This is a genomic window from Sporosarcina sp. So3-204 (genome assembly GCF_058068165.1).
On sequence record NZ_CM176485.1, the window covers coordinates 1,703,256 to 1,724,131 of the forward strand.

At 37.0% G+C, this 20,876-nt stretch carries 19 protein-coding genes; 16 read left to right on the plus strand and 3 right to left on the minus strand.

Annotated elements, in window-relative coordinates; all coding sequences use genetic code 11:
• Nucleotides 1–21: 21 nt before the first annotated feature.
• Nucleotides 22–459 (plus strand): MarR family winged helix-turn-helix transcriptional regulator, encoded by a 438-nt coding sequence (locus AC3RV6_RS08320; RefSeq protein ID WP_489748979.1) that lies wholly within the window; start codon nt 22–24, stop codon nt 457–459.
• A gap of 475 nt (nt 460–934) precedes the next feature.
• Here the strand turns inward: AC3RV6_RS08320 and AC3RV6_RS08325 are convergent, their stop codons facing one another.
• A complete protein-coding gene (locus AC3RV6_RS08325) occupies nt 935–1,915 on the minus strand; it encodes an Rpn family recombination-promoting nuclease/putative transposase (RefSeq protein WP_489748980.1) in 981 nt (326 codons plus the stop codon).
• A 303-nt stretch (nt 1,916–2,218) separates the two neighbouring features.
• Here AC3RV6_RS08325 and AC3RV6_RS08330 point away from each other — a divergent pair, with 303 nt between their 5' ends.
• Both AC3RV6_RS08330 and AC3RV6_RS08335 read left to right on the plus strand, forming a co-directional pair.
• Nucleotides 2,219–2,989: a DUF4145 domain-containing protein gene (locus tag AC3RV6_RS08330; protein ID WP_489748981.1), complete on the plus strand. Its 771-nt coding sequence runs from the start codon at nt 2,219–2,221 to the stop codon at nt 2,987–2,989.
• A gap of 126 nt (nt 2,990–3,115) precedes the next feature.
• A complete protein-coding gene (locus AC3RV6_RS08335) occupies nt 3,116–3,313 on the plus strand; it encodes a hypothetical protein (protein WP_489748982.1) in 198 nt (65 codons plus the stop codon).
• A 90-nt stretch (nt 3,314–3,403) separates the two neighbouring features.
• Here the strand turns inward: AC3RV6_RS08335 and AC3RV6_RS08340 are convergent, their stop codons facing one another.
• On the minus strand, nt 3,404–5,443 hold the full coding sequence (locus tag AC3RV6_RS08340; protein ID WP_489748983.1) for a catalase: 2,040 nt from the start codon (nt 5,441–5,443) through the stop codon (nt 3,404–3,406).
• Nucleotides 5,444–5,550: 107 nt separating this feature from the next.
• Here AC3RV6_RS08340 and AC3RV6_RS08345 point away from each other — a divergent pair, with 107 nt between their 5' ends.
• From AC3RV6_RS08345 to AC3RV6_RS08385, 9 genes are all read left to right on the plus strand, one after another.
• A complete protein-coding gene (locus AC3RV6_RS08345) occupies nt 5,551–5,952 on the plus strand; it encodes a hypothetical protein (protein ID WP_489748984.1) in 402 nt (133 codons plus the stop codon).
• A gap of 54 nt (nt 5,953–6,006) precedes the next feature.
• Nucleotides 6,007–7,299 (plus strand): IS21 family transposase, encoded by a 1,293-nt coding sequence (gene istA / locus AC3RV6_RS08350; RefSeq protein WP_489746254.1) that lies wholly within the window; start codon nt 6,007–6,009, stop codon nt 7,297–7,299.
• Nucleotides 7,292–8,044: an IS21-like element helper ATPase IstB gene (gene istB / locus AC3RV6_RS08355; RefSeq protein WP_489747970.1), complete on the plus strand. Its 753-nt coding sequence runs from the start codon at nt 7,292–7,294 to the stop codon at nt 8,042–8,044. Before istA ends, istB begins: the two co-directional genes overlap by 8 nt.
• Nucleotides 8,045–8,499: 455 nt before the next feature.
• Nucleotides 8,500–8,883 (plus strand): tyrosine-type recombinase/integrase, encoded by a 384-nt coding sequence (locus AC3RV6_RS08360; protein ID WP_489748985.1) that lies wholly within the window; start codon nt 8,500–8,502, stop codon nt 8,881–8,883.
• Between the two features lie 183 nt (nt 8,884–9,066).
• On the plus strand, nt 9,067–9,762 hold the full coding sequence (locus AC3RV6_RS08365; RefSeq protein WP_489748986.1) for a YkyB family protein: 696 nt from the start codon (nt 9,067–9,069) through the stop codon (nt 9,760–9,762).
• A 168-nt stretch (nt 9,763–9,930) separates the two neighbouring features.
• On the plus strand, nt 9,931–10,407 hold the full coding sequence (locus tag AC3RV6_RS08370; protein ID WP_489748987.1) for a hypothetical protein: 477 nt from the start codon (nt 9,931–9,933) through the stop codon (nt 10,405–10,407).
• Between the two features lie 127 nt (nt 10,408–10,534).
• Nucleotides 10,535–11,263: a hypothetical protein gene (locus AC3RV6_RS08375; protein ID WP_489748988.1), complete on the plus strand. Its 729-nt coding sequence runs from the start codon at nt 10,535–10,537 to the stop codon at nt 11,261–11,263.
• Nucleotides 11,264–11,326: 63 nt separating this feature from the next.
• Complete coding sequence (locus tag AC3RV6_RS08380) at nt 11,327–12,964, plus strand: DUF2075 domain-containing protein (protein WP_489748989.1); 1,638 nt, start codon at nt 11,327–11,329, stop codon at nt 12,962–12,964.
• Between the two features lie 124 nt (nt 12,965–13,088).
• Nucleotides 13,089–13,859 carry an HNH endonuclease gene (locus AC3RV6_RS08385; RefSeq protein ID WP_489748990.1) on the plus strand — a complete coding sequence of 257 codons (771 nt, stop codon included), beginning with the start codon at nt 13,089–13,091 and terminating at the stop codon, nt 13,857–13,859.
• An 838-nt stretch (nt 13,860–14,697) separates the two neighbouring features.
• Here AC3RV6_RS08385 and AC3RV6_RS08390 read toward each other — a convergent pair.
• Complete coding sequence (locus AC3RV6_RS08390) at nt 14,698–15,471, minus strand: SDR family NAD(P)-dependent oxidoreductase (RefSeq protein ID WP_489748991.1); 774 nt, start codon at nt 15,469–15,471, stop codon at nt 14,698–14,700.
• A 305-nt stretch (nt 15,472–15,776) separates the two neighbouring features.
• On the opposite strand from AC3RV6_RS08390, the gene AC3RV6_RS08395 reads away from it, so the two are divergent.
• From AC3RV6_RS08395 to AC3RV6_RS08410, 4 genes are all read left to right on the plus strand, one after another.
• A complete protein-coding gene (locus tag AC3RV6_RS08395) occupies nt 15,777–16,583 on the plus strand; it encodes an aldo/keto reductase family protein (protein WP_489748992.1) in 807 nt (268 codons plus the stop codon).
• A gap of 189 nt (nt 16,584–16,772) precedes the next feature.
• Complete coding sequence (locus AC3RV6_RS08400) at nt 16,773–18,158, plus strand: plasmid pRiA4b ORF-3 family protein (RefSeq protein WP_489748993.1); 1,386 nt, start codon at nt 16,773–16,775, stop codon at nt 18,156–18,158.
• Nucleotides 18,159–18,275: 117 nt separating this feature from the next.
• Complete coding sequence (locus AC3RV6_RS08405) at nt 18,276–19,325, plus strand: hypothetical protein (protein ID WP_489748994.1); 1,050 nt, start codon at nt 18,276–18,278, stop codon at nt 19,323–19,325.
• Nucleotides 19,326–19,388: 63 nt separating this feature from the next.
• The gene (locus AC3RV6_RS08410) at nt 19,389–20,810 is read left to right on the plus strand and encodes a M28 family peptidase (protein ID WP_489748995.1); all 1,422 of its coding nucleotides are present in this window, start codon (nt 19,389–19,391) and stop codon (nt 20,808–20,810) included.
• The last annotated feature ends 66 nt before the right edge of the window (nt 20,811–20,876 follow it).

Genomic DNA, 20,876 nt, shown 5'->3' on the forward strand with positions numbered 1-20,876 from the left:
TTTCTTTTTAGGAGGATTTTAATGAAACATAAAAATATTTTTAAATTGATTCGTACAATAGAGCAGATGAATAATGATAACATTGTGCAATTTACGAAAGCATTTCAGCATCCTCTCGGTATTTCACCGATTTTAGTTTTAGGTGAGTTACGTACGAAGGGGCCTCAAAAGCTGGCAGAGTTAGCCGAAACACTCGGTTTTACAAAGGGAGCCATGACGTACATAGCAGACAAACTTGTAAAACTTGACTTCGTTGAACGACTGTATGATGAAACGGATCGTCGAACGATTCAACTGCAATTAACAACTGCTGGTAGGCAGGCATTGGTCGACGCTCAGGCGATTGGTGAAGAAGTGTTCATACAGCTTTTTGAAGACTTGAGTGAAGAAGAAATCAATCAGTACTTGTTGATTCAAGAGAAGATCGTCCAGGGGATTCAAAGTAGGAAGAAGATATAATTTATAAATAGGATAAGAATTTGAAGGCCTTTGCGTACTCTTGCAAAGGCCTTTTTGCATTTGACTTTATATATTGAAATAAAGAATCTGTACGAACTGTTGATTTCGGTTCCGATCGGACGCTTTCCGCGGGCATGGCTTCAGCCTCCTCGTCACGAAAAAAAGAGTGCTCTCAAACGCTACGCTTTTTGGTCGCAAAAGCCGTTCTCCGTTACGGCTCTTCCTGCGGGGGCTTCGGCTCATACTATTCTCGCTGGAGTTGCCGATTTACACTCCAATCAACTAGAAAGTTAAGAAAATAATAAGTTCAAAATATATAGATGGTTTCTGATAGATTGCTGCACGCTTTTTAGGATTAAATTATACTACGTGCAAGAAATACTTGATTGACTAGATAAAATAGAGTGCACCAAACAAGCAGATACCTATTTGACAGGTTACTGCTTGTCTCCGGTGTAGCATTGCACAGAATCGATTACTCCTGTAATTTTTGAACTTCTTCAAGTGTTAATTGGGTCACATTCATAATCATTTCTATAGGCATTTCTTTTTCCAATAAATTAAGAGCAATTTCACGTCGCGCTTTCGCATCGCCTTTAATTTCGCCCCTAATTTCTCCTTTAATTTCTCCCTTAATCTCACCTTCAATCCGCTCCCTTTCAAAAGCACTGACAATCGTAGGTGAAGCATTATCTTTATCATAAAGTTGCATAAGTTCCTTCTCCTTTCCGAGTACTGGATACATGGTATTGGCTAACTTTTTCTCTAAGTCTATAGGCAATCGCAACAAATAATCGATGAAATGAAAAACGGCCTGGACAGATGTTCTGGAGTATTCTGGGTTGCGCACGATGGAGCGCATGAGTCTACGCTTAAAAACATAACGCTGCCGATCCTCATCTTTTGTTTCATGCAACAATTTGGCCGCCAGTACAATTTTACTGAACAGCTTATTGGAGCGACGTAGCTCATCGTTATCGTAATTAGTGATCTTATTAGTATTATACGCATAATGAAGAGTGGTGCCAAAATAATCGTAACGGAAATCCAATGGTGCTGTGCTTTGATGGGGAGATGTGATGATGGCAAATGCCACAATCTTTTGTTCGTACGTATCATAAATCCGGTAAAAATAATGAAACATACGTGCAGAAAAATCATCTTCATTCTCACTTTGGACTTCGATATGAACTAAAATCCATTGTTCTGCGCCATCTTTCAATTTCACTTTAACAATCTGGTCAGCCATCCGACGTCCTTTTTTCTTGTCTGCCACTTCCTGGAAAAGCTCTTGTTGAAGGAAGTCTGGTGACTTTGAAAAATCAACTTGAGCATGTAACTCTGATGCGAAAAACAATAGGAAATCCTCAAACAGATCTCGAATCACTTTCTTCCATAATCCATCTTGATCGACTTGGTAAACGACAGGTTGCTCCATCACTATAGCGGATACCATAATCTATGATAACACCTCCAAAAGATATTTGAATAATTAAATTAATTATACCATAAAGAGAACATGTGTTCAAATTATGGGAAGATTTATTTTATGCAAATGAGGACAAAATTCAAAAATAAGGACAATTTAAATTGCAACTTAATACGAACGTATAAACCTTTTTGGATATACGGAAAGGTATTTTCTTATTGTATAGTAGTATCAAATTACTAATGAAAAACTATGAAAAAGCGAAAATGCGTTTTTAATGTGATAAAATTAGACTATATACATAACTCTCAGTTATTGGAGGCAATACATATGATAAATTCAAATTATTTCTATCAATTTATCGAACCCATCTCAAAGGACCTTGCAAAACTTGCACGCGAACTAGAAGCTAGTATTTTCACCAGTCCGCGGATTATGTTGACACATGCAAGGGTCTTTGTTGAAAATATATTGCAACAGGTCATTGAAAAAGAAAAGTTACCAAATGAGCAGTGGACAAGTTTAAAGGAGCGCCTAGACTTACTCGACGAAAAAGGATATTTGACACCTGAAATTCGCGACGCGCTTCATTATGTACGCCAAATTGGCAATCAAGCCGCACATGATTCAAGACAATTTCGCTACTCAGAATCGTTATTATCATGGGAATCAACTTATAAAATCGTGAAGTGGTACGTCGAAGTATATGGCCCTGTCGATATGATTGTGCCTGACTACATTGATCCAGAGCCGCAAGCTGAACAAGTGTATGACAGCACAGAATTGGCATTACGGCTCAAGGCGTTAGAAGATTTGCTGACAAATAAAATGAAGAAAGATTTACCTAATGAAGATGATGAGGAAGAAGAAATAAATACAGTTGCACCGCCTGTACAACCAGGTTACATGCCGATTCGAACGCTTACATTCAAAGGGGAAGAACTAGAAATCCCGTACTTTTTACGAGACAAATTCTTATTACCACAGCGGTTCGATAAGTCCGAGATATTCTTAATTCGCCTAGGCGGCGTGGAACAAGCACGGCTCATGAGTGAACTCCCAACCAACTTGGAGGGACTACATGAACATGTGAAGCGCTAGAGTGAAACAAATGACGAAAACTTATTTCACGAATTAAAAACATTTATCCAAGAACAAAAAGCCCGCCGTCAACTTGAAATAGAACGACCAGGTGAGTTATTTTACTTCTATAAAGCAGATCATGTTGTGATAACGGAAAAGTTGTCAAATCTACCCATTACAACCAAAGAATTTACTGGCTTTCCAAGCTTAATTCAACAATTACATGAGCAAGGTTATCATACTGTAGGACAATTGCCGAATGAGCTAGTGACGCTTGCGAAGTTTAAAAATGTTGGGAAGGCTACGTTGGAGAAGTTTTTTGGGCAGCTGAAGGAGAAGTGAGCTGAATTGGGGTAACTGTCACTCACCTCATTATTTTGTGAGTGACAGTCTTTAAATCAGTTACCTTCACTACAAATATCACTTACTTCATTATCTTCGATCATAAAAACGTTGCTGTGCAATTGCTTGGACGAATTCATTTTCAAAGTCCGTGTTGTTTGTAGCGAAGATGACTCCAGCCATATTTAAGTTAGCGGCTTTTTGAATATAGGGATGCCCAGTTGAAGCTACTCCAAGTGGTTTATAATTTTTGTAGATAACATGAATGTAATCAGCAACATTATAATCGAAATTCGTCTGATTGATAGATTTTCCACCGACTATATAAAGAGAGTCGAAGAGATACGGACTAGTAGTGAGGAATGTTTCATCCACTTTGAGTTTAGTACCGTCACTTGCTGTCACAGTTCCGAGCCTGTCACTTATGATAGTTACCCACACACCGTATTTTTCAAGTTCTTTAATGGTATCTGACACTTCATTGGCATTAAATTCGTTACCGATTAATACACCAACACGTAGTGAGTACGCATACTTCGGTGTGCTCGTTTGACTAAGGGATGGATAGCTCGTCGAGACAGCTACATTCTCACCTTTTGGCCGATTCACACCTATGTTATCAGCGACTATACAAGCCATTTCTTTATCGACATTCACCAGTACATCTACACATTGCTGTCTGACTGATTCACTCTTTACACTGCCAATCTGGTAATTGAGCGCTTCAATCATATGTTGCTTTTCAATAAGCGTTAGACTGTTCCAGAATATCCGTGGCTGTGTAAAGTAGTCATCGAGTTTTTCGCTGCGTTTTCGTGTAATTTCTCCTTCAACCTTTAGAGGATAATGCTTATAACCTCCATCTTTAGGGGGAGTTGTATACGGTGTATTATTTTCTAGCGAATTGTTATGATAACTTGTTTCATCGACATCGATTTTGTATCTCATATAGCCTTTACGTTGGTTGTTTTGGAACGGGCAAACGGGACGGTTAATCGGCAAATCTTGAAAGTTCTTACTACCTAAACGATGATATTGGGCGATTTGGTAAGCAATCAGCCTGCCTTGTAACACAGGATCATTGGAAAAATCGATACCAGGGACAACATTGGCAGGATTAAAAGCAACTTGTTCAATTTCTGCAAATTCATTGTCTACATTTCGGTTTAAGGTCATTTTACCGATGAGTTGGACTGGAATGAGCTCTTCAGGCCAAAATTTCGTTGAATCGAGAATATCGAAGTCATAGTTGAATTCGTCTTCCATTGGTATGAGTTGAACACCTAATTCGTACTCGGCAAAAGCACCGCGGTCAATCGCTTCTCTTAAATCCCGGCGGTGGAAATCGGGATCGATGCCGCCAATTTTCTGTGATTCACTCATCAGTAGGGAATGGGAGCCTAGTACAGATTTCCAGACGAATCGTACAAACGTAGCTACGTCTTCATCGTTCACAAACAAATAGGTATTTACTGACCAGGACTCCATCATGCGATAACTTCTAAGAAGTCCTCTGTCAGACATGACCCATAATGTCATATGAAGTGCTTCAGGGTTGTTCGCTACATAATCCCAAAATGTGTCGTGCGCGCCGGAAGCCTGAGGCATGCCCGTTCGCGGTTCTGCTTGGTAGGCGTGAATGATATCGGTGAATTTCATCGCATCTTGGTTGATCAATACAGGAAATGCAATCATCGTCATATCATAATTTCCTTCGTCCGTATAAAACTTAACCCCAAGGCATCGCAAGTCTCGTGCGGTATCAGCGGAGCCTTTACTTCCTTGCACAGTTGAAAAACGAACAAACAGCGGCGTCTTTTTACCGGCCTCCTGTAGGAAATCAGCTTTTGTGAATTCTTTCATTGATTGGTAACATTCAAATTCACCGTGGGCTCCGTAACCTCTCGCGTGCACCTTTCTTTCAGGGATTTCCTCAAGGACAAAAGACGTTAATTTTTCAAAGAAATGAATGTCTTCTAAGAGACCTGGACCCCGTTCGCCAGCTGTCAAGATTCGTTCGTCATCTGAAATCTTTCTAGCATTATTCGTCGTCATTGGTTTACCTGCATTCGCTACACGAAATTCATCCAATTGTCGTTGCTTACTATTTTTATTTTCATTATTCGTCAATGTATCACTCTCCTAGTACGATTATATGCATTCATTTAATTTATATATGTATCTTCATTTATTAATGAAATGCTTGAATCATCTTCAAATTGTACGGAGAATAGGTATTGTTAAAGAGAGAAAGAAAGGAGAATTCCATGTCACTTTCCCAGCAAAAAAAGTTCGACATTCAACAATACATAGACAACCATTACATAGAAGAACCCATAATAAGTTATCACTTACAAGAAGACTGTTTCGAGTTATACAAAGAAGAAGTAATTCTTCAAGAAAGCAGCCGAAGTTTGGAAGACTTATTGAAGCAAGTAGGTGAAACCTTTTCAGAAATGTTGCTCCGAAAGATTGATGAAAAAGGGATGACAGATAGCGAAGTATATAAGAGAGCGCGTATAGATCGAAAACTTTTTTCGAAGATTCGTAATGATGTAGAGTACCGTCCAAGTAAACCAACCGTGCTCGCCTTTGCGCTTGCTATAAATGATAGTTTAGATATGTACACAAATGCTTGAATAAATATGTACAAACTTAATTGTAATCCTCATAATTATTATGAGGTGATTGGAATGTATCTACAGTTAGATATTCAAACAGAAATAGAGATAAAGAGTCTTTGTGATTTATCCAAACTAAAAACACTAATGGAGAACTTAAAAATGAAAATAAACAAAAGCCAGTTAGCTAGAGAATTAGGTGCAGATCGTCGCACGATTGATAAGTATTTAAATGGTTTTACACCCAAGCAAACGAGAAAGAAAGAATCTAAAATCGATAAAAATTATGAAGATATCGCGGAGTTGTTATCCACAGAATCCAAACAAGTTTTTTATTACAAAAGAGTTTTATGGCAGTACTTAAAAGATAACCATAATCTACAATGTTCACAATCTAATTTTGGTGCTTATATTAATCGAAAGCCAGAATTCAAGGCGTACTTCGATGATGGTAAACGTACAACATCAAGTGCATCATCCGGTATTCGTTACGAGACGAAGCCTGGTGAACAAGCACAGCTAGACTGGAAAGAGAGCATCCGTTATGAAATGAAAGATGGTGAAATCATATATGTTAACGTAGCAGTGTTACTACTTTCTTATTCAAGATTTAGAGCGTTTCATTTAAGTATTTCAAAATCACAGGCTGTCTTATTATCATTTATGACAGAAGCATTTGAAGTTTTTGGAGGCGTACCGAAAGTGATTGTGACAGACAATATGAAAACTGTAATGGACGATGCTAGAACAGACTATTTCAAAGGTGTTGTAAATAACAAGTTTACTCAATTTGCACAGGATTTTGGTTTTAAAGTCCAACCTTGTGTTGCTGGGAGACCTAGAACAAAAGGAAAAGTAGAAGCGCCCATGAAACTGTTAGATGAGATTCATGCTTACCAGGGGAAGTTCAATTATGAAGAATTGCACGAATTCGTGCAAAAGCTATGTACACGCATTAATCAAAGTGTCAATCAGGGAACGAATAAGATTCCACTTTTTGCGCACAAACAAGAAAAGAACCTCTTACTCCCCCTACCACAGGACAAAGTAAAAGATTCTTACAAAATCAAACATACACTTGTAAAAGTCAATGCCTCAAACATGATTTCCTACAAGTCAAACCAGTACTCAGTTCCAGCCAAGTATCAGGGAAAGACGGTCGGGTTACAAGTATATGATGATCATTTATATATCTACTATACCATGGATTTAATTGTGCAGCATAAGATAACTACAGCAAAACTAAATTATAAAGAAATACATTACAAAGATACACTCGCCAAAGCAATTCCGTATTATCCGGATATCGATAAATTAGCTAAACAAAACCTGGAAGCAATTGGTGAGGTGTATAGAAATGAATAATAGTTATCAGCAACTAATCCAAAACTTGGAGTACTTAAAAATGAAACAAATGACACACCATTTAGGAGAAGTCGTCGACTTCAGCATTAAAAATGAATTGTCATTTATCGATACTTTAGTCAAACTTACAAATTACGAGATTGATGTGAAAGAACAAAATATGATTCACGCAATGGTTAAGGTAGGTGCGTTTCCTCACCGAAAAGAGGTCGCAGAATTTGATTTTGAATTTCAACCAAGTATTAATAAGCAGCAAATTCAAGATTTCACTTCATTACGCTTCCTCGAGGCACAAGAGAATATTGTGTTTTTAGGCCCTAGTGGGGTTGGAAAAACTCACTTGGCAACATCCATAGGTATTGCGGCCGCAAAGAAACGTACTAGTACCTACTTTATAAAGTGTCATGACTTAATTCAGAACTTGAAGCGTGCAAAGATAGAGAATCGCTTAGAAGTCCGTTTAAAGCATTATACGAAATATAGACTATTGATTATTGACGAGATTGGTTACCTACCAATCGAAGCTGAGGATGCGAAGATGTTCTTCCAGCTCATTGATATGCGGTATGAAAAAAGAAGTACGATTTTAACGACGAATATAAATTTAAAAGCATGGGATGAGGTTTTCCAGGACACCAAATTGGCTAATGCCATACTAGATCGTGTTCTTCATCACGCAACAGTCGTTAGTATCGTGGGACCATCCTACAGAATAAAGGATCACCTCAAAAAGGAAGAGGAGTGATTTCTGTACATCTTTAAACAAGCGAAAGTGTACATACTTAGGTTGACATTTATATTAGAGAAGCAATGTATAATAGTGTTCATAATTATAGCAGTGTTAAGATTATAAGGCGTGAATGTGGTTATTGTTTTTGCGAGAGTAACTATCGGCAACAAATTACAGGGAAACAACTCAAGCATAAGTTTTCTCTGATGGAGGACAAAGAATAATGTATTAAAATCATGGTCCGCTGGACTATTTAGATAATTCGTCAGCCGTATTAATTGCTCTAGTTTTGAGAACAGTACAAAATTCCGAATTCAATATTGTACCTTTCACTAAGGTTTTCCAAATGAAAATTAGCCAAGCACCGATTTTTCTAGTTTACTTGGCTGTTTTCAATCCTTAATTAAACTATGAATTCCTGAATTTAATTATTTAGGTGCCTATTGTAACATTGAATTCAGAATAGTGCGTTGCGCAGGCGCATTTTATTAATCGTAACAGTTTTGGCCTATGGTGGATTAAGAATTTCAGAAACGCTCAATTTAAAAGTAACTGAAATTAATTTTGTGTCCAGTGAAATACTTATTGTAGACGGGAAGGGTGATAAATCTAGAACCGTTTTTATAAGAGAGAAAGTGAAGATTGCCTTACAATCTTGGTTATGCGAAAGAAAAGAGAAAGAAATAGATTGCGGAATTCTTTTTCTGAGTAACCGAAATAGAAGGATAGATCGTACTGTCGTGAATCGCTTATTCAATACTTATTCAGCCAAGATTGGAAAAGCTATTACGCCACATGAACTCCGACACTTTTTCTGTTCAAACGCGATTGAAAAAGGCTTGAGTATTGTATGAAGTCGCGAATCAGGCAGGACAATCTAATATCCATACAACTATGTTATATACGAATCCTACTAAGAAAGAAATGCTGGATAAGATGATTCTGCTTTGAAAAAGAAATCCTACTTACAATATTTATGATTGTTTAATATTGATGTGTTTATTAAAATATAAGTCCGTGGAAATGAGGGCGTTTTTTTGAAAGAGTTTACAAAGTGGGATGAGGCGCATAGGGCAGGTTATTATACCAAGGTACAACTGACGCTTAGTACTTATTTTTCACCATCAAGAAAACCAATGGCGATTATAGAACCTGATGCATTTATAAAAAGTATTTATAGTGGAAGTTATCCCCTCTATTATATTGGGAATACAGAAATATCAGGATACTACATAAAACAACCTCTCCCAATAACTAAGCTTAATATTGGATACGCTCTTTATATTATTAATAGAGCAACCAAAAAGTTGCGCGACAAAAAAAATACATTCAACGAATTGGAAAATCGAAGTTCACAGATACTTCAACGCCAATTTTATATACTAAAGCGCCAAGTTATCACGCGTCTTTTAACAGAAAATGCTATCGATGTTATTGGATATCATAAAAAAGATTTTGCATGGCAAAGTAAATATCGGGATTCTTTAGAAGTTGGAAGAGAAAAAGTAATGTCTGAAAATGAAAATCCGAATTTTTATATTCTATATGGGATAAGTATTTTTAAGTTTCATCTGCCATCGACATTAAATGAAATACAGCGCCTAAAACAGCTTGGTAAAAATGAAAACTGTGAAGAAATTCATTTTAAAGTACCTAGGACAAATATTAATAAAGCAGAAGAGTTGTTAGAACGATATCTATTAAGCGAATTCCCATACAACATTGGGAATTAGGGCAGACTCATAACATGTAGATTAAAATTCACGTCCCTGTGCGCCATTGAATTCTGAATAGTGTGATGCACAGGTACGCTTCACTAACGCGATGGAAGGTATATCAAAAACTGATGGAAATCTTCTAGAAAATGAGGACAATAAAATTAAGAAAAGTGGTAATTAGAGATGAAGAAGCAAATGATAACTGACCAATTGAAAAGCTGGAGGATCTTGCCGATAACAGAACCTTTGTGGAATCGTTTTGAAATCAGTTTAACTACTTGTTCAAGTAATAATGATTATACTCTAACCAAAAAGACGATACGAGAAAATGTATCTAGGGGAAAGGGAGGGCTATATATAGTAGAAAAAGGCGATACGGTTCTTTACATAGGAGAAAGTAAAAGCAATATTCAGAACCGATTAATACGGCATGTAAATAAGATTTATGTTCGGAAGGATATCCGTTCTGAATTTTTCAAGCTACCTGAACATATTGGGGATCTTACAATTTACTTTTTTGAGTTACCACCAAGATTATTAAAACAAAGAAAATTTATTGAGAGTTTGTTAACGATAGCACTAGAACCTGAATATATAAATTGGAAATTTAAAAATAAAATTAGGAAGCTAGAAGAATGCTTCGTGAATGAAGCTATCTGAACCAATTTATGTTTAGAAGTTGTGGCCAATTTATTATTGATGATTTGATGCTTTTTAGAGTGCTTTGATGATTTTTAACATGGTGCTCCACAAGCGAACTTTTATTTCTATCTTTCATAAGGGGGAATTGGATATTACCTATAACCAAGAATTGACGGAACTTTATGAACGACATTGGGTGGGATTGGAGTGTGAAGTCAATAAGCTCCCAATTGATTTACGACCGACCCATCCGCTTCTCATTATGCTGCCAGATGAGGTGGCTTATCATAATGCCGAGATAAAATTGATGATTGTAGGACAAGAAACCAATGACTGGGAAGGGATATTTGGCAGACATTCGGTTCGGATCTTGCAAGATATTTATAAAAGATTTGTCGTTGAAAGCAATTATTCGAATAAAAGTACTTTTTGGCGATATATAAAAAAGTGGTCGGGTTTAATTGAAGCAGCTAACCCAAAATCCCCAATATCAGTCGTATGGAATAATATAAATAAAATGGGACGAGTCGGAACGATAGGGAAACCAAATAAAGAATCTCGATGGATTGCAGAAAAGCATTTTGCAGTATTTGAAGAGGAGTTAAAAATATTAAAACCCGATATAGTGTTGTTTTTCACTGGACCATATTATGACGATGCATTAAAGGCTTATCTTCCGGGGATAATACTTCAAAATATCAAAGAAGGAACGGCAAAGGAAATCGTCCACTGTAAACATCCAGCCTTGCCGAAATTGACTTACCGAACCTATCATCCGGGCTACTTGAATAGATTATCACCAGTGAAATATTATTTTAACCGGGAGATTCCAATTGATGTGATAATAAGAGAGATGCAAGGGTTACCATTTTAACTTATTTCGACTCATTTTCCAGGACTTATTATTATAATAAAAACAAAAAAAGGGGGTGGGGAAATGTCGTCTATTGAAATTTTATCTTGGCCATTACAGCAAAGTGCTATCAATCAAATCAATAATAAACAAGATTTTTTAAACTATCCAGTTATCTATATTTTAAATGGAAAAAAAGAAGCATATATAGGTGAGACGGTTAATTTCAAAACACGTATGAAGGCACATATGAAAAGTCGAAAAAATGTAGTTGATGTCAATTTAATTAAGCATGAGCAGTTTAATCGTTCCGCCACATTTCATTTAGAAACGAAATTAATTAACTATTTTTTAGGTGATGAAAAATACACGCTGCAAAATAAAAGTAAAACAGTAAGTGACTTTACGCATAATTACTACAATAAGCCTTATTATGATGAAGAAATTTTTGAGGAACTTTGGCGGAAACTGCATGAACGGAAATTAGTGAATAACGAGCTGCATACTATTGAAAATAAAGATATTTTCAAGCTATCACCATTTAAGGAACTGACGATAGAACAACTTGATTTGAAAGATAAGGTAATCGAATTCTGCCAAAAACAACTACAGGCTAAATCAAGCGAATACGGCAGTCTGCTTGTTGTAGAAGGGGAAGCTGGAGTCGGAAAAAGTGTCGTGTTGAGCTCTATATTTAATACGATACAGGAACGAGCAACTGAGGAATCAACAGAATTTTATGGAACAGAGAATTACTTGGTCGTTAACCATGAAGAAATGTTCAAAACATACAAAGGAATTTCCAGGCGTGTTAAGCATTTAAAAGCGAAAAATTTCGCAAAGCCAACTCCTTTAATTAACAGGCTGCAGAAAGATAATAAAGAAGTGGACATTATATTTGTGGACGAAGCTCATTTACTTCTGACTAAATCGGATACATATAACAACTTTTATGGGGAGAATCAGTTAGAGGAATTACTAAAGCTCGCGAAAGTGGTCGTAATCATTTATGACCAAGATCAAGTTTTGAAATTGAAAAGTCTATGGGGTGTGGGTGCGCTAGAAGAATTGGAGAAGAAGAGTGCTTATCACGAAGAATATCAATTGACTAATCAATTCCGTATGCAGGCAAATGATGATGTAATCAATTGGATCAATGATTTTAAACGCAAGAAGCTAACGCCATTGCCGAAAGATGAAGGATACGAATTAAAAGTGTTTGAATCATTAGAAGAAATGCATGAAGAAATCATAGTGAAAAATAATGAATTTGGCTTAAGTCGTATCGTTTCTACGTTTGATTACCTTCATAAGAAAGACGGCCAGACCTACTATGTAAAAGAGTCCAATGGCGAATATCAGATGCCGTGGAATACAACTAGCACGCAGTATACCTGGGCAGAAAAAGCAGATACCATCAGCGAAGCGGGTTCTATTTATACAGTGCAGGGCTTCGATTTAAACTATGTTGGTGTCGTTTTGGGGCCATCTGTCCAGTATGACGCTGCAAAAGATGAACTTGTAATTGATACCAGTAAGTACATGGATAAGGGTGCTTATACAGGAGTGGACGGAATTGACGATGTTTATCAGGCTAAAGAGCGGATTGTTTTAAACTCTATTAACGTTTTAATGAAACGCGGAATTAAAGGGCTTTACATATATGCTAGTGATGATGCGTTGCGGACGAAGTTGTTGGGTTATCAAGAGTTAATTAATTAGTGTGTAGAACTATTAATTTTTTTGATTACATTTGGATGTCCTGAAAAGCATATACCGCTAAAACAGTTAGATACTTTGTGTTTAGCCACCAGTTATTAAAAGTTCTGAAAGGGTGATGATTTAATTGGAATGGTTAATCTCAGCGAACAGTAAGGTGTATGATCACGTATCGGCATTTGATGAATTTGGTTATATCGATTGGAGGCAAACAGGTAGGTATCAAATTGGGGATATTGTTTATATTTATGCAACAAGGCCTTATATGAAAGTAATGTTTAAAACAGTTGTTGAAAATACTGAGATGTTATTTCAGGAAATTACAGACGACGAACATTATTGGTACAACAAAGAAGAATATGAAAAATCTAAATCCGGTAAGTATTCACGATTGCGCTTAATTAAAAGAGTGAATACTGAAAAGTTATCTTTATACGTTTTGAAAGAAAACGGATTAAAGGCTGCTCCACAAGGATCTATTAAGGTTAAAGAGGAGCTAGCAATCTATCTAGAAAAGAATTTTAATGATTATTATTCAGAAGGATTCTTTCCAGAAGAAGTAAGTGCTGATTTAGAGGAAGGTCATAAACGGATAATCACTGTGAATAAATATGAAAGAAGTTCAGTTGCACGTAATAAATGTATTGAGAAGTATGGATATAACTGTACAGTTTGTAATATGAATTTTAAAGAGGTTTACGGAGAACTAGGAAGAGGTTTTATTCATGTCCACCATCTTGTACCCTTACATGAAATTAATAAAGCATATAAAGTAAATTATAAAAATGATTTAGTGCCAGTTTGTCCTAATTGTCATGCTATGTTACATAGAAAGATAGATGATAAGACAATTAGTATTAAGGAGTTACAAGAAGTCTATAATACACGTAATGATTGACAGTGTTGCAAGGATCATTGTAGTGCCTTTTATGTTAAATAGATAGAGAAAAACGCAAATGAAAACGGATAAGTAAAAGGCGTCTCCCTAGAGCGTAGACCACATAGAATTCGGTGCCTGAGGCCTTATAGGACCTCGTTACAAGCGTTATGGGTCTTGTTCCACAAATATGAATAAAACGTGAAAGCACAGAGTTTATATTTAATAGGATGTATCCCTGTGGGAACGAAAACGCTAAACCTTTCACGCTCCAGAAAAACGCCATTATAGAGTATTCTGTGATTGTCGAGTTTCAAAAAAAATCAACTATGAGGCTTTGGTTTCGTGCGGCCAAAAATCGTTTAATATAGTACTTGACCTATTCCACATTAAACGCCATGCAACAATGAATTTAGAATAGTGTGCTGCACAGGTAAGTTTTTTTCACAGATACAAGAAAAATTAATGTAGAGCGCGCAGTTGGCGTTATTGTAACTCCGAAAAATCAAAATAGCATTGTTACCTTATCACATCTCGGACAGCGGCAAGATACGGGGAAGAAATCGTGCAAAGTTTTAGGAACTATGGAACTGCCCTTAAATACCATATTGATAATGAAAATTCGCGTACCTATGCAATGTTGGATTCAGAATAGTGTGCTGCACAGGTACCCTGAATTTCGCCTTTTAATAAAATCATAAAGCAGATTTTAAATCGAGTGTCTGTACAACAATTAATTCCGAATAGCGTGTTGCACGGACACTTTTTTATAATCAGATAAAGAAAGTTTTCACGCAACAAAAATTAGACCGAGCACAATGCTCGGTCCAGTTTTTTGTAAACAGTTAAAAGTTGTGAATTATTGTTGCATTTTACCTGCAGTAAATCCGCCGTCAATCGCTAGTGTTACACCGCTGATTGATTGTGCGAGATCTGAACATAAAAAGACAACAGCGTTTGCTTGATCTTCTGCTGTAGACATTTTACCAGCTGGAAGTGATTTAAGTACACCGGCAAATTGTTCTGGATTTGATTTTGACCAAGACTCAATTGCAGGTGTAATTGTTGCACCTGGTGCAATCGAGTTAATTGTAATGCCTTGTTGGCCATACTCTAAAGCAACTGCTTTTGTTAAGCCGTTAATTGCATGTTTTGAAGCAATATAAGGTGACATGTTCGGTGAACCTTCAATACCTGCACCTGATGCAGTATTGACAATTGCACCGCCACCAGTTTTAAGCATTGCATTGATTTCATGCTTAATGCAGTAGAATGTGCCGTATAGGTTTACTTGCATGGTGATGTCCCAATCTTTTGATGACATTTCACCGATGGGTACAAGACCTTTGTTAATGCCAGCGTTGTTATGTGCAAAGTCAAGTTTGCCGAACGTTTCTACTGTCTTGTCGACAAGTGCGATAACTTCCTCTTCTTTACTTACGTCACATGCTAAGAATGCTGCTTCACCGCCAAGATCCTCAATCATTTTGACAGTTTCTAATCCTGCTGCTTCACTTACGTCAGAGACCATTACTTTCGCGCCTGCTTTTGCTAGTGCCAGTGCAGTTGCACGACCGATTCCTGACCCTGAACCTGTTACTAAACCTGCTTTGCCTTCCATCATTGCTACCATTTAAAACACTCCCTTTTTAATGAATTCTTCTTACACTTTACACCAAATTTCTTCTATTAAACATCATTTCGCCTTATAGAAAAATCTATTGAAAATGAAAAAATAATCAGTATTTCGTTTTTATGGAGATAGACAAATTTGGTGAATTTATTGCATGCAGACGAGTAAGTTAGAATGAAAGTAGCGCGCAAGTAGGTTATTCTAAAAGTGTACCTGTACACAGCGCGCCTTATTAACAGAACAAATAGATTGCTTCCTTATTTTAGTATGAGTAAAGTTAGAACAATAGCATAGGAGGCGTTAGTATGAAGAATCTTACATTAAATAATGATATTGGTATTCCAATTGTAGGAAGTGGAACAAATACGTATGGTAAAGAAGGAAATCAATACACAGGTGCTTTAAGAGGAGACACTGAAGAATTCGACTTGGCCATTGAAAACGGCTACCGTCATTTTGACTCTGCACAAATATATAATAATGAACAAGTTCTTGGGAATGGGGTAAAGAAATCGTCCCTCCCACGTGAAGATTTTTTTATCGCGACGAAGCTTAATACTTTTGAAGGTTTCGGTGGTGCAGATTGGGCACGTGCTGAAATCGAGAAAAGCTTGGAGAAACTTCAAACAAACTATATTGATTTATTTCTTATCCATAATCCATGGGATGATCAAGCTGAAATCATGGAAGCGTGGTGTATTTTAGAAGACTATCATAATCGTGGAGTATTGAAGTCAATAGGTGTTTCTAACTTTAAAAAAGAACATCTGGATTTAATTCTTGAAAAAGGAGCAGTACCACCAGCGGTTAATCAAATTAAATCCCAAGTCGGTAACTGGAATGAAGAATTAATTGACTATAATAAAGAAAATGGCATTGCCACTGTGGCATGGTCGCCACTCGGCGGTATCGATGAAAATGCTAAACAGGTTCTAGAAGAAATCGGTAAGCAGTACGGAAAAACATACACACAAGTAGTGTTACGCTACCAAATTGAACGTGATGTAATCGTTATTCCTAAGTCTCACAATAAAGAACGCCAAGCACAAAGTTTAGCTGTTTTTGACTTTGAGCTCAGTGCAAGAGATCGTGACCGTATTGCCGGGTTATAGAATTATCTCCCGAATAGATGCCAGGTACTCATTGAATTCAGAATAATTCGCGTGCCTGCGCAATGTTGAATTCAGAATAGTGTGCTGAACAGGCAAGATTTTTCAAAAACAAATACTCACATAAATATTTAACTCGATGAAATCCCCGAAATAGCGTATGATAAACTAAAAAAGATGAAGGTGTGTCATATGAAAGCATATATTATAAAACTATCATTCGAAGACATTACACCCCTTATTTGGCGGCGTGTTATTTTACCTGCAGATGCGACATTTCATCGTTTACATCAAACGATTCAGACCGTTACAAATTTCCAAAGTACTTTGGAGCCGTATCATTCTTTTGGTGTAGAAGTAGATGATTATTTTATTACAGATAATAAGTCGCTAATAGAAGAATACAAAAATAAAAAGTATGCAGGTAGAACAGTTAAGCAACCATCAGGTACTAAAATCGATGCTTTTCTTGAGAAAAATGGTGAATTTATTTATAACTATGATTTTGGAGATGATTGGCGCATTTTGGTCGAGCTTGAAGAAACCGTAGATGACTATTATTTTGGCTATCCTACATTACTTGAAGGGGAGTCAACTGCACCCCCTGAAGATGTGGGAGGTCCACCTGGATACGAAGCGTTTCTAACTGTATATGAAGATCCTACACACCCTGACTATCCATCAATATACAGCTGGGCCGCCGAGCAATTCTATTTTCCGCTTGATAATATCATGATAAATGACTCATTAAAATACATTAGTTATAAAAAGACGGAATGGCAATTTATTGACCATAAAAATTATAACGTACAATCTGATAAATACCGCGGTGTTCCGACAGTCAATATTGACCACTTAAATAAAGAGCTGATTATCCAGTATGTCATCGCCTGTGTTAATTTATATGGGGTTATTACACACTCAGAATTTTTAGCGATTTATAATGCTCAAAACAAAACACCTTTATTAAGTAGCGAGTTAAAAGCTTTACTGTCAGCTCCTTATTATAAGAAAATACTAGAGAATAATTTTGCACTTCTAGAACGAATGATATTTACTCATGAGGAAATTGAATTTATTGAAGATTATCCTGCTTTTCTTCAAGACACGATGGGAAAACCGCTTTATGTGCCTGAAAAAGAAGAACTCTTACGCTATACAGATGAAATGTATTATGAAAAGACAAGCCATCAAGAAAAACTAGCTAAAATGCTATCGAAAGATTTTTATGGTGGCAGTACGCTTATGATTAAGGATGAAATTGATGAATTGGTCGGACAATTACAAATTGTCCACATTGATGTCCAAAGTGTTATGATGACATTTCTTGAACGTTTTGATATTGCAGATACGGAACAATTAAATAAATATGTAAAAGTGTTTAGTATGATTGCAAATAGCACACGTATTTGGGAAAATCGAGGGCATACCCCGGAAGAACTATTCAATATTGAAAAAGAGTATTTGATACCACTGCCGACTACTCCGTTTCAAGTAATTGAAGGTGGAAAACCGGGTCGAAATGATCCTTGTTCATGTAATAGCGGAAAAAAATATAAAAAGTGCTGTGGAAAATAGTTTGGGGTGCTTGTGTAACATGAGGTTCTGAACAGTTCGCTGCACAGCGTTTTTTAAGGTGCAAAAGCTGTCAGTCTATCAAGCAATTACCTAACCTACAAAAGGGGCCCGTACACTATGAAGAAACGCGAATCTTTGTCAGTCGATGAATTGCTGGACCAATTAGAAAACCTGGAAGATCAGCGGGACGATGGGAAAGATTATTTGCTCCAACAAATTATTTCGATAGAGACGGCTTTGCTTCGGGTAATTAAAGCAGATCGTACAAGTGAATATGTCATGAGTCTCCCAAAGATTGAACAAAATCTGACGGAACATCTTGTGAAATATGGTACCTATTTAAAAACGGAGTATCGAAAAGATGATAAGACTGCAATTAGTTCACTTATTCAGGCGTTAAAATATGATAAAACAATTCCCCAAGCGCATTACCGCCTTGGGTTTTTAACTTATAAACAAAAAAACTATATGACCGCGCTTGGCCATTTTAAAAATGCGGTAGAGAATCAGCAGTTACATCCTGAGCATAAGCTTCACTTAACAAATCAGCAAAGTTACCATGCTGCACTCTATATGAGCAATAGTGCATTGTATCTTGCAGTAGAAGCGCAAGACCAAAGCCAGGAACTTGCTTTAAATATTGATGTAGAAGAAACGAAAATTGACCAGTTATCGCTTTCTCCTTTATATGAGCTAATCAATTCGAATACGAGTTATTTGGATCAACATGTATTACAAATTACGGATTGTAATGGTATTCGTGGTTGCTCGTGGGAGGAGTATGAGGAACTAATTGATGCACCCGAAAGGAAAGTGTTAATCCTTGATATGACAGGAAGAGAGATTTGGGTTCGCTATGAAGGGGAGGCTACAAAGCTGACGATTTTGAATGCGGAACTACTTCGTACACTAATGGTTAATTCGAATGAAAATAAACCTTTAACAAAAGAGAGTCTTACGGATTTGTTAAGTACGAAAGATGGGGAAATCAAGATTGAAAGATACATAAAAAACGTATCACGACTTCGTGAAAAACTACAGACACTAAACCTGCTAGTAGATGTCATTGGCATGGTTCCGAAAGCGCTAGACGGACAGAGTACTTCCTATTACTACCGCTCTGTAGACTTACCATTCTTGCTAATTGAGCATTCAGAAGGAGGATAATGACAAGGCTGTCATTAAGGTTTTTATATACTTTAGCTATCACCTAAAGAGGAGCTGTTGTATATGAAAACGAAGATGACATGGAATCGCATATGGGTACGTCATGGTTGGAATTTAAAACAAATTAATGAGGATCGACTGGGTACTGGACAACATTATGCATATGTGAAAGAAACGAAAGAAAATTTCAGGTTTTTATGTAAGTGCTTAACTGTAGCTGGAGTGGACTTTAAATTTGACGATTGTCTTGAAATACTGACGATACAAAATGAGCATATGGATGAAGAAAAATGGTTGCAAATTGTAGACGCTGAGTACCGTGGTAAAACGGAAATGGTGGGTATCTATACGCAAGAACGTCAGATTAAATTGTCTCAATTAGATACGTATATTAGTGGAGTAGTTCGCCAAGTGAATCGACTTGGCATTCAAACTGAATATTCATGTGATGGCCATGAGAAGCGTAATCCTTTCTTAGTAATGCCAAAGGGAAATGCTGCGCAACAGCTCATCGATTTACTGAATGCCGTGGGCGTCTCTTGTAGAATGGGTCGAGAAAATCGTCAGCATGATACGGTGAACATTCTTATCGCACGTCAAGATATGCTCGAACTTGCAGAGCGTCTTTCTAATGTGAATAAAGACTGGTTGGTTAGCTGCGATACAATCGAAGAAGGGCTATTCCAAGCAGAACTTGAGAAACTATTAAGTATCCCTGGAAAAAGTGGTAATGAGAACAAAATCCGTAATCACATTTTAAAGAAACTTTTGCCATTGGTAGATACTATGCGCACTGATTCTTACGGTAATCTACTTGCAGAAAAGTCATATGGTACAGGTAGAGGCCCGGTTATTATGTTAAATGCTCATATGGACATTGTTCAAGAGCTCATCCCGGGTCGTGAAATTGTGAAATCGAATGGGATTTGGAGAAGTAGCGAAGGGATTTTGGGTGCAGATGATCGCGCAGGAATCGCAATCCTTCTTCAAATCGCAAATTACCTAAAAACTACTCGGTTTAATGGAACTGTTAAATATATCCTGACTGTAGAGGAAGAGATTGGGCTCGTTGGTGCTTCAGAAGTCAATCCCGCCTTTCTAGAAAACATAGATGCAGCTTTCGTGCTGGATCGTAGGGGAAATGGGGACATTGTAACCTCATGTGCAGCCATTGAATCCTTTTGCACGAGTGCTTTTGGAAGTGCAATTGAAGAGATTGCAACAATTAGTAATGTTAACGAGTGGAAATGTACCGCGGGTGGAAGTAGCGATACTAGGATATGGGCAGCGGCTGGAATCCAAAGTGTGAACTTGTCAGTCGGCTATGCAAACGAGCATACAAATGCGGAGTCGTTGGATGTAGGGGCTTGTTATAACTCTGTTAAATTGTTGAAAATTTTATTTTCAAAGTCACGCATGTTTATGCCAAGTGTAAGGCAATTACAGAGACATCAGACAAAATTAAGCGATAAGCAAATTTGGTGAAAAACGAATGTGGAATACCTGTGCAACATTGAATGCTGAATAGCTTTCTGCACAGCATTTATCTGA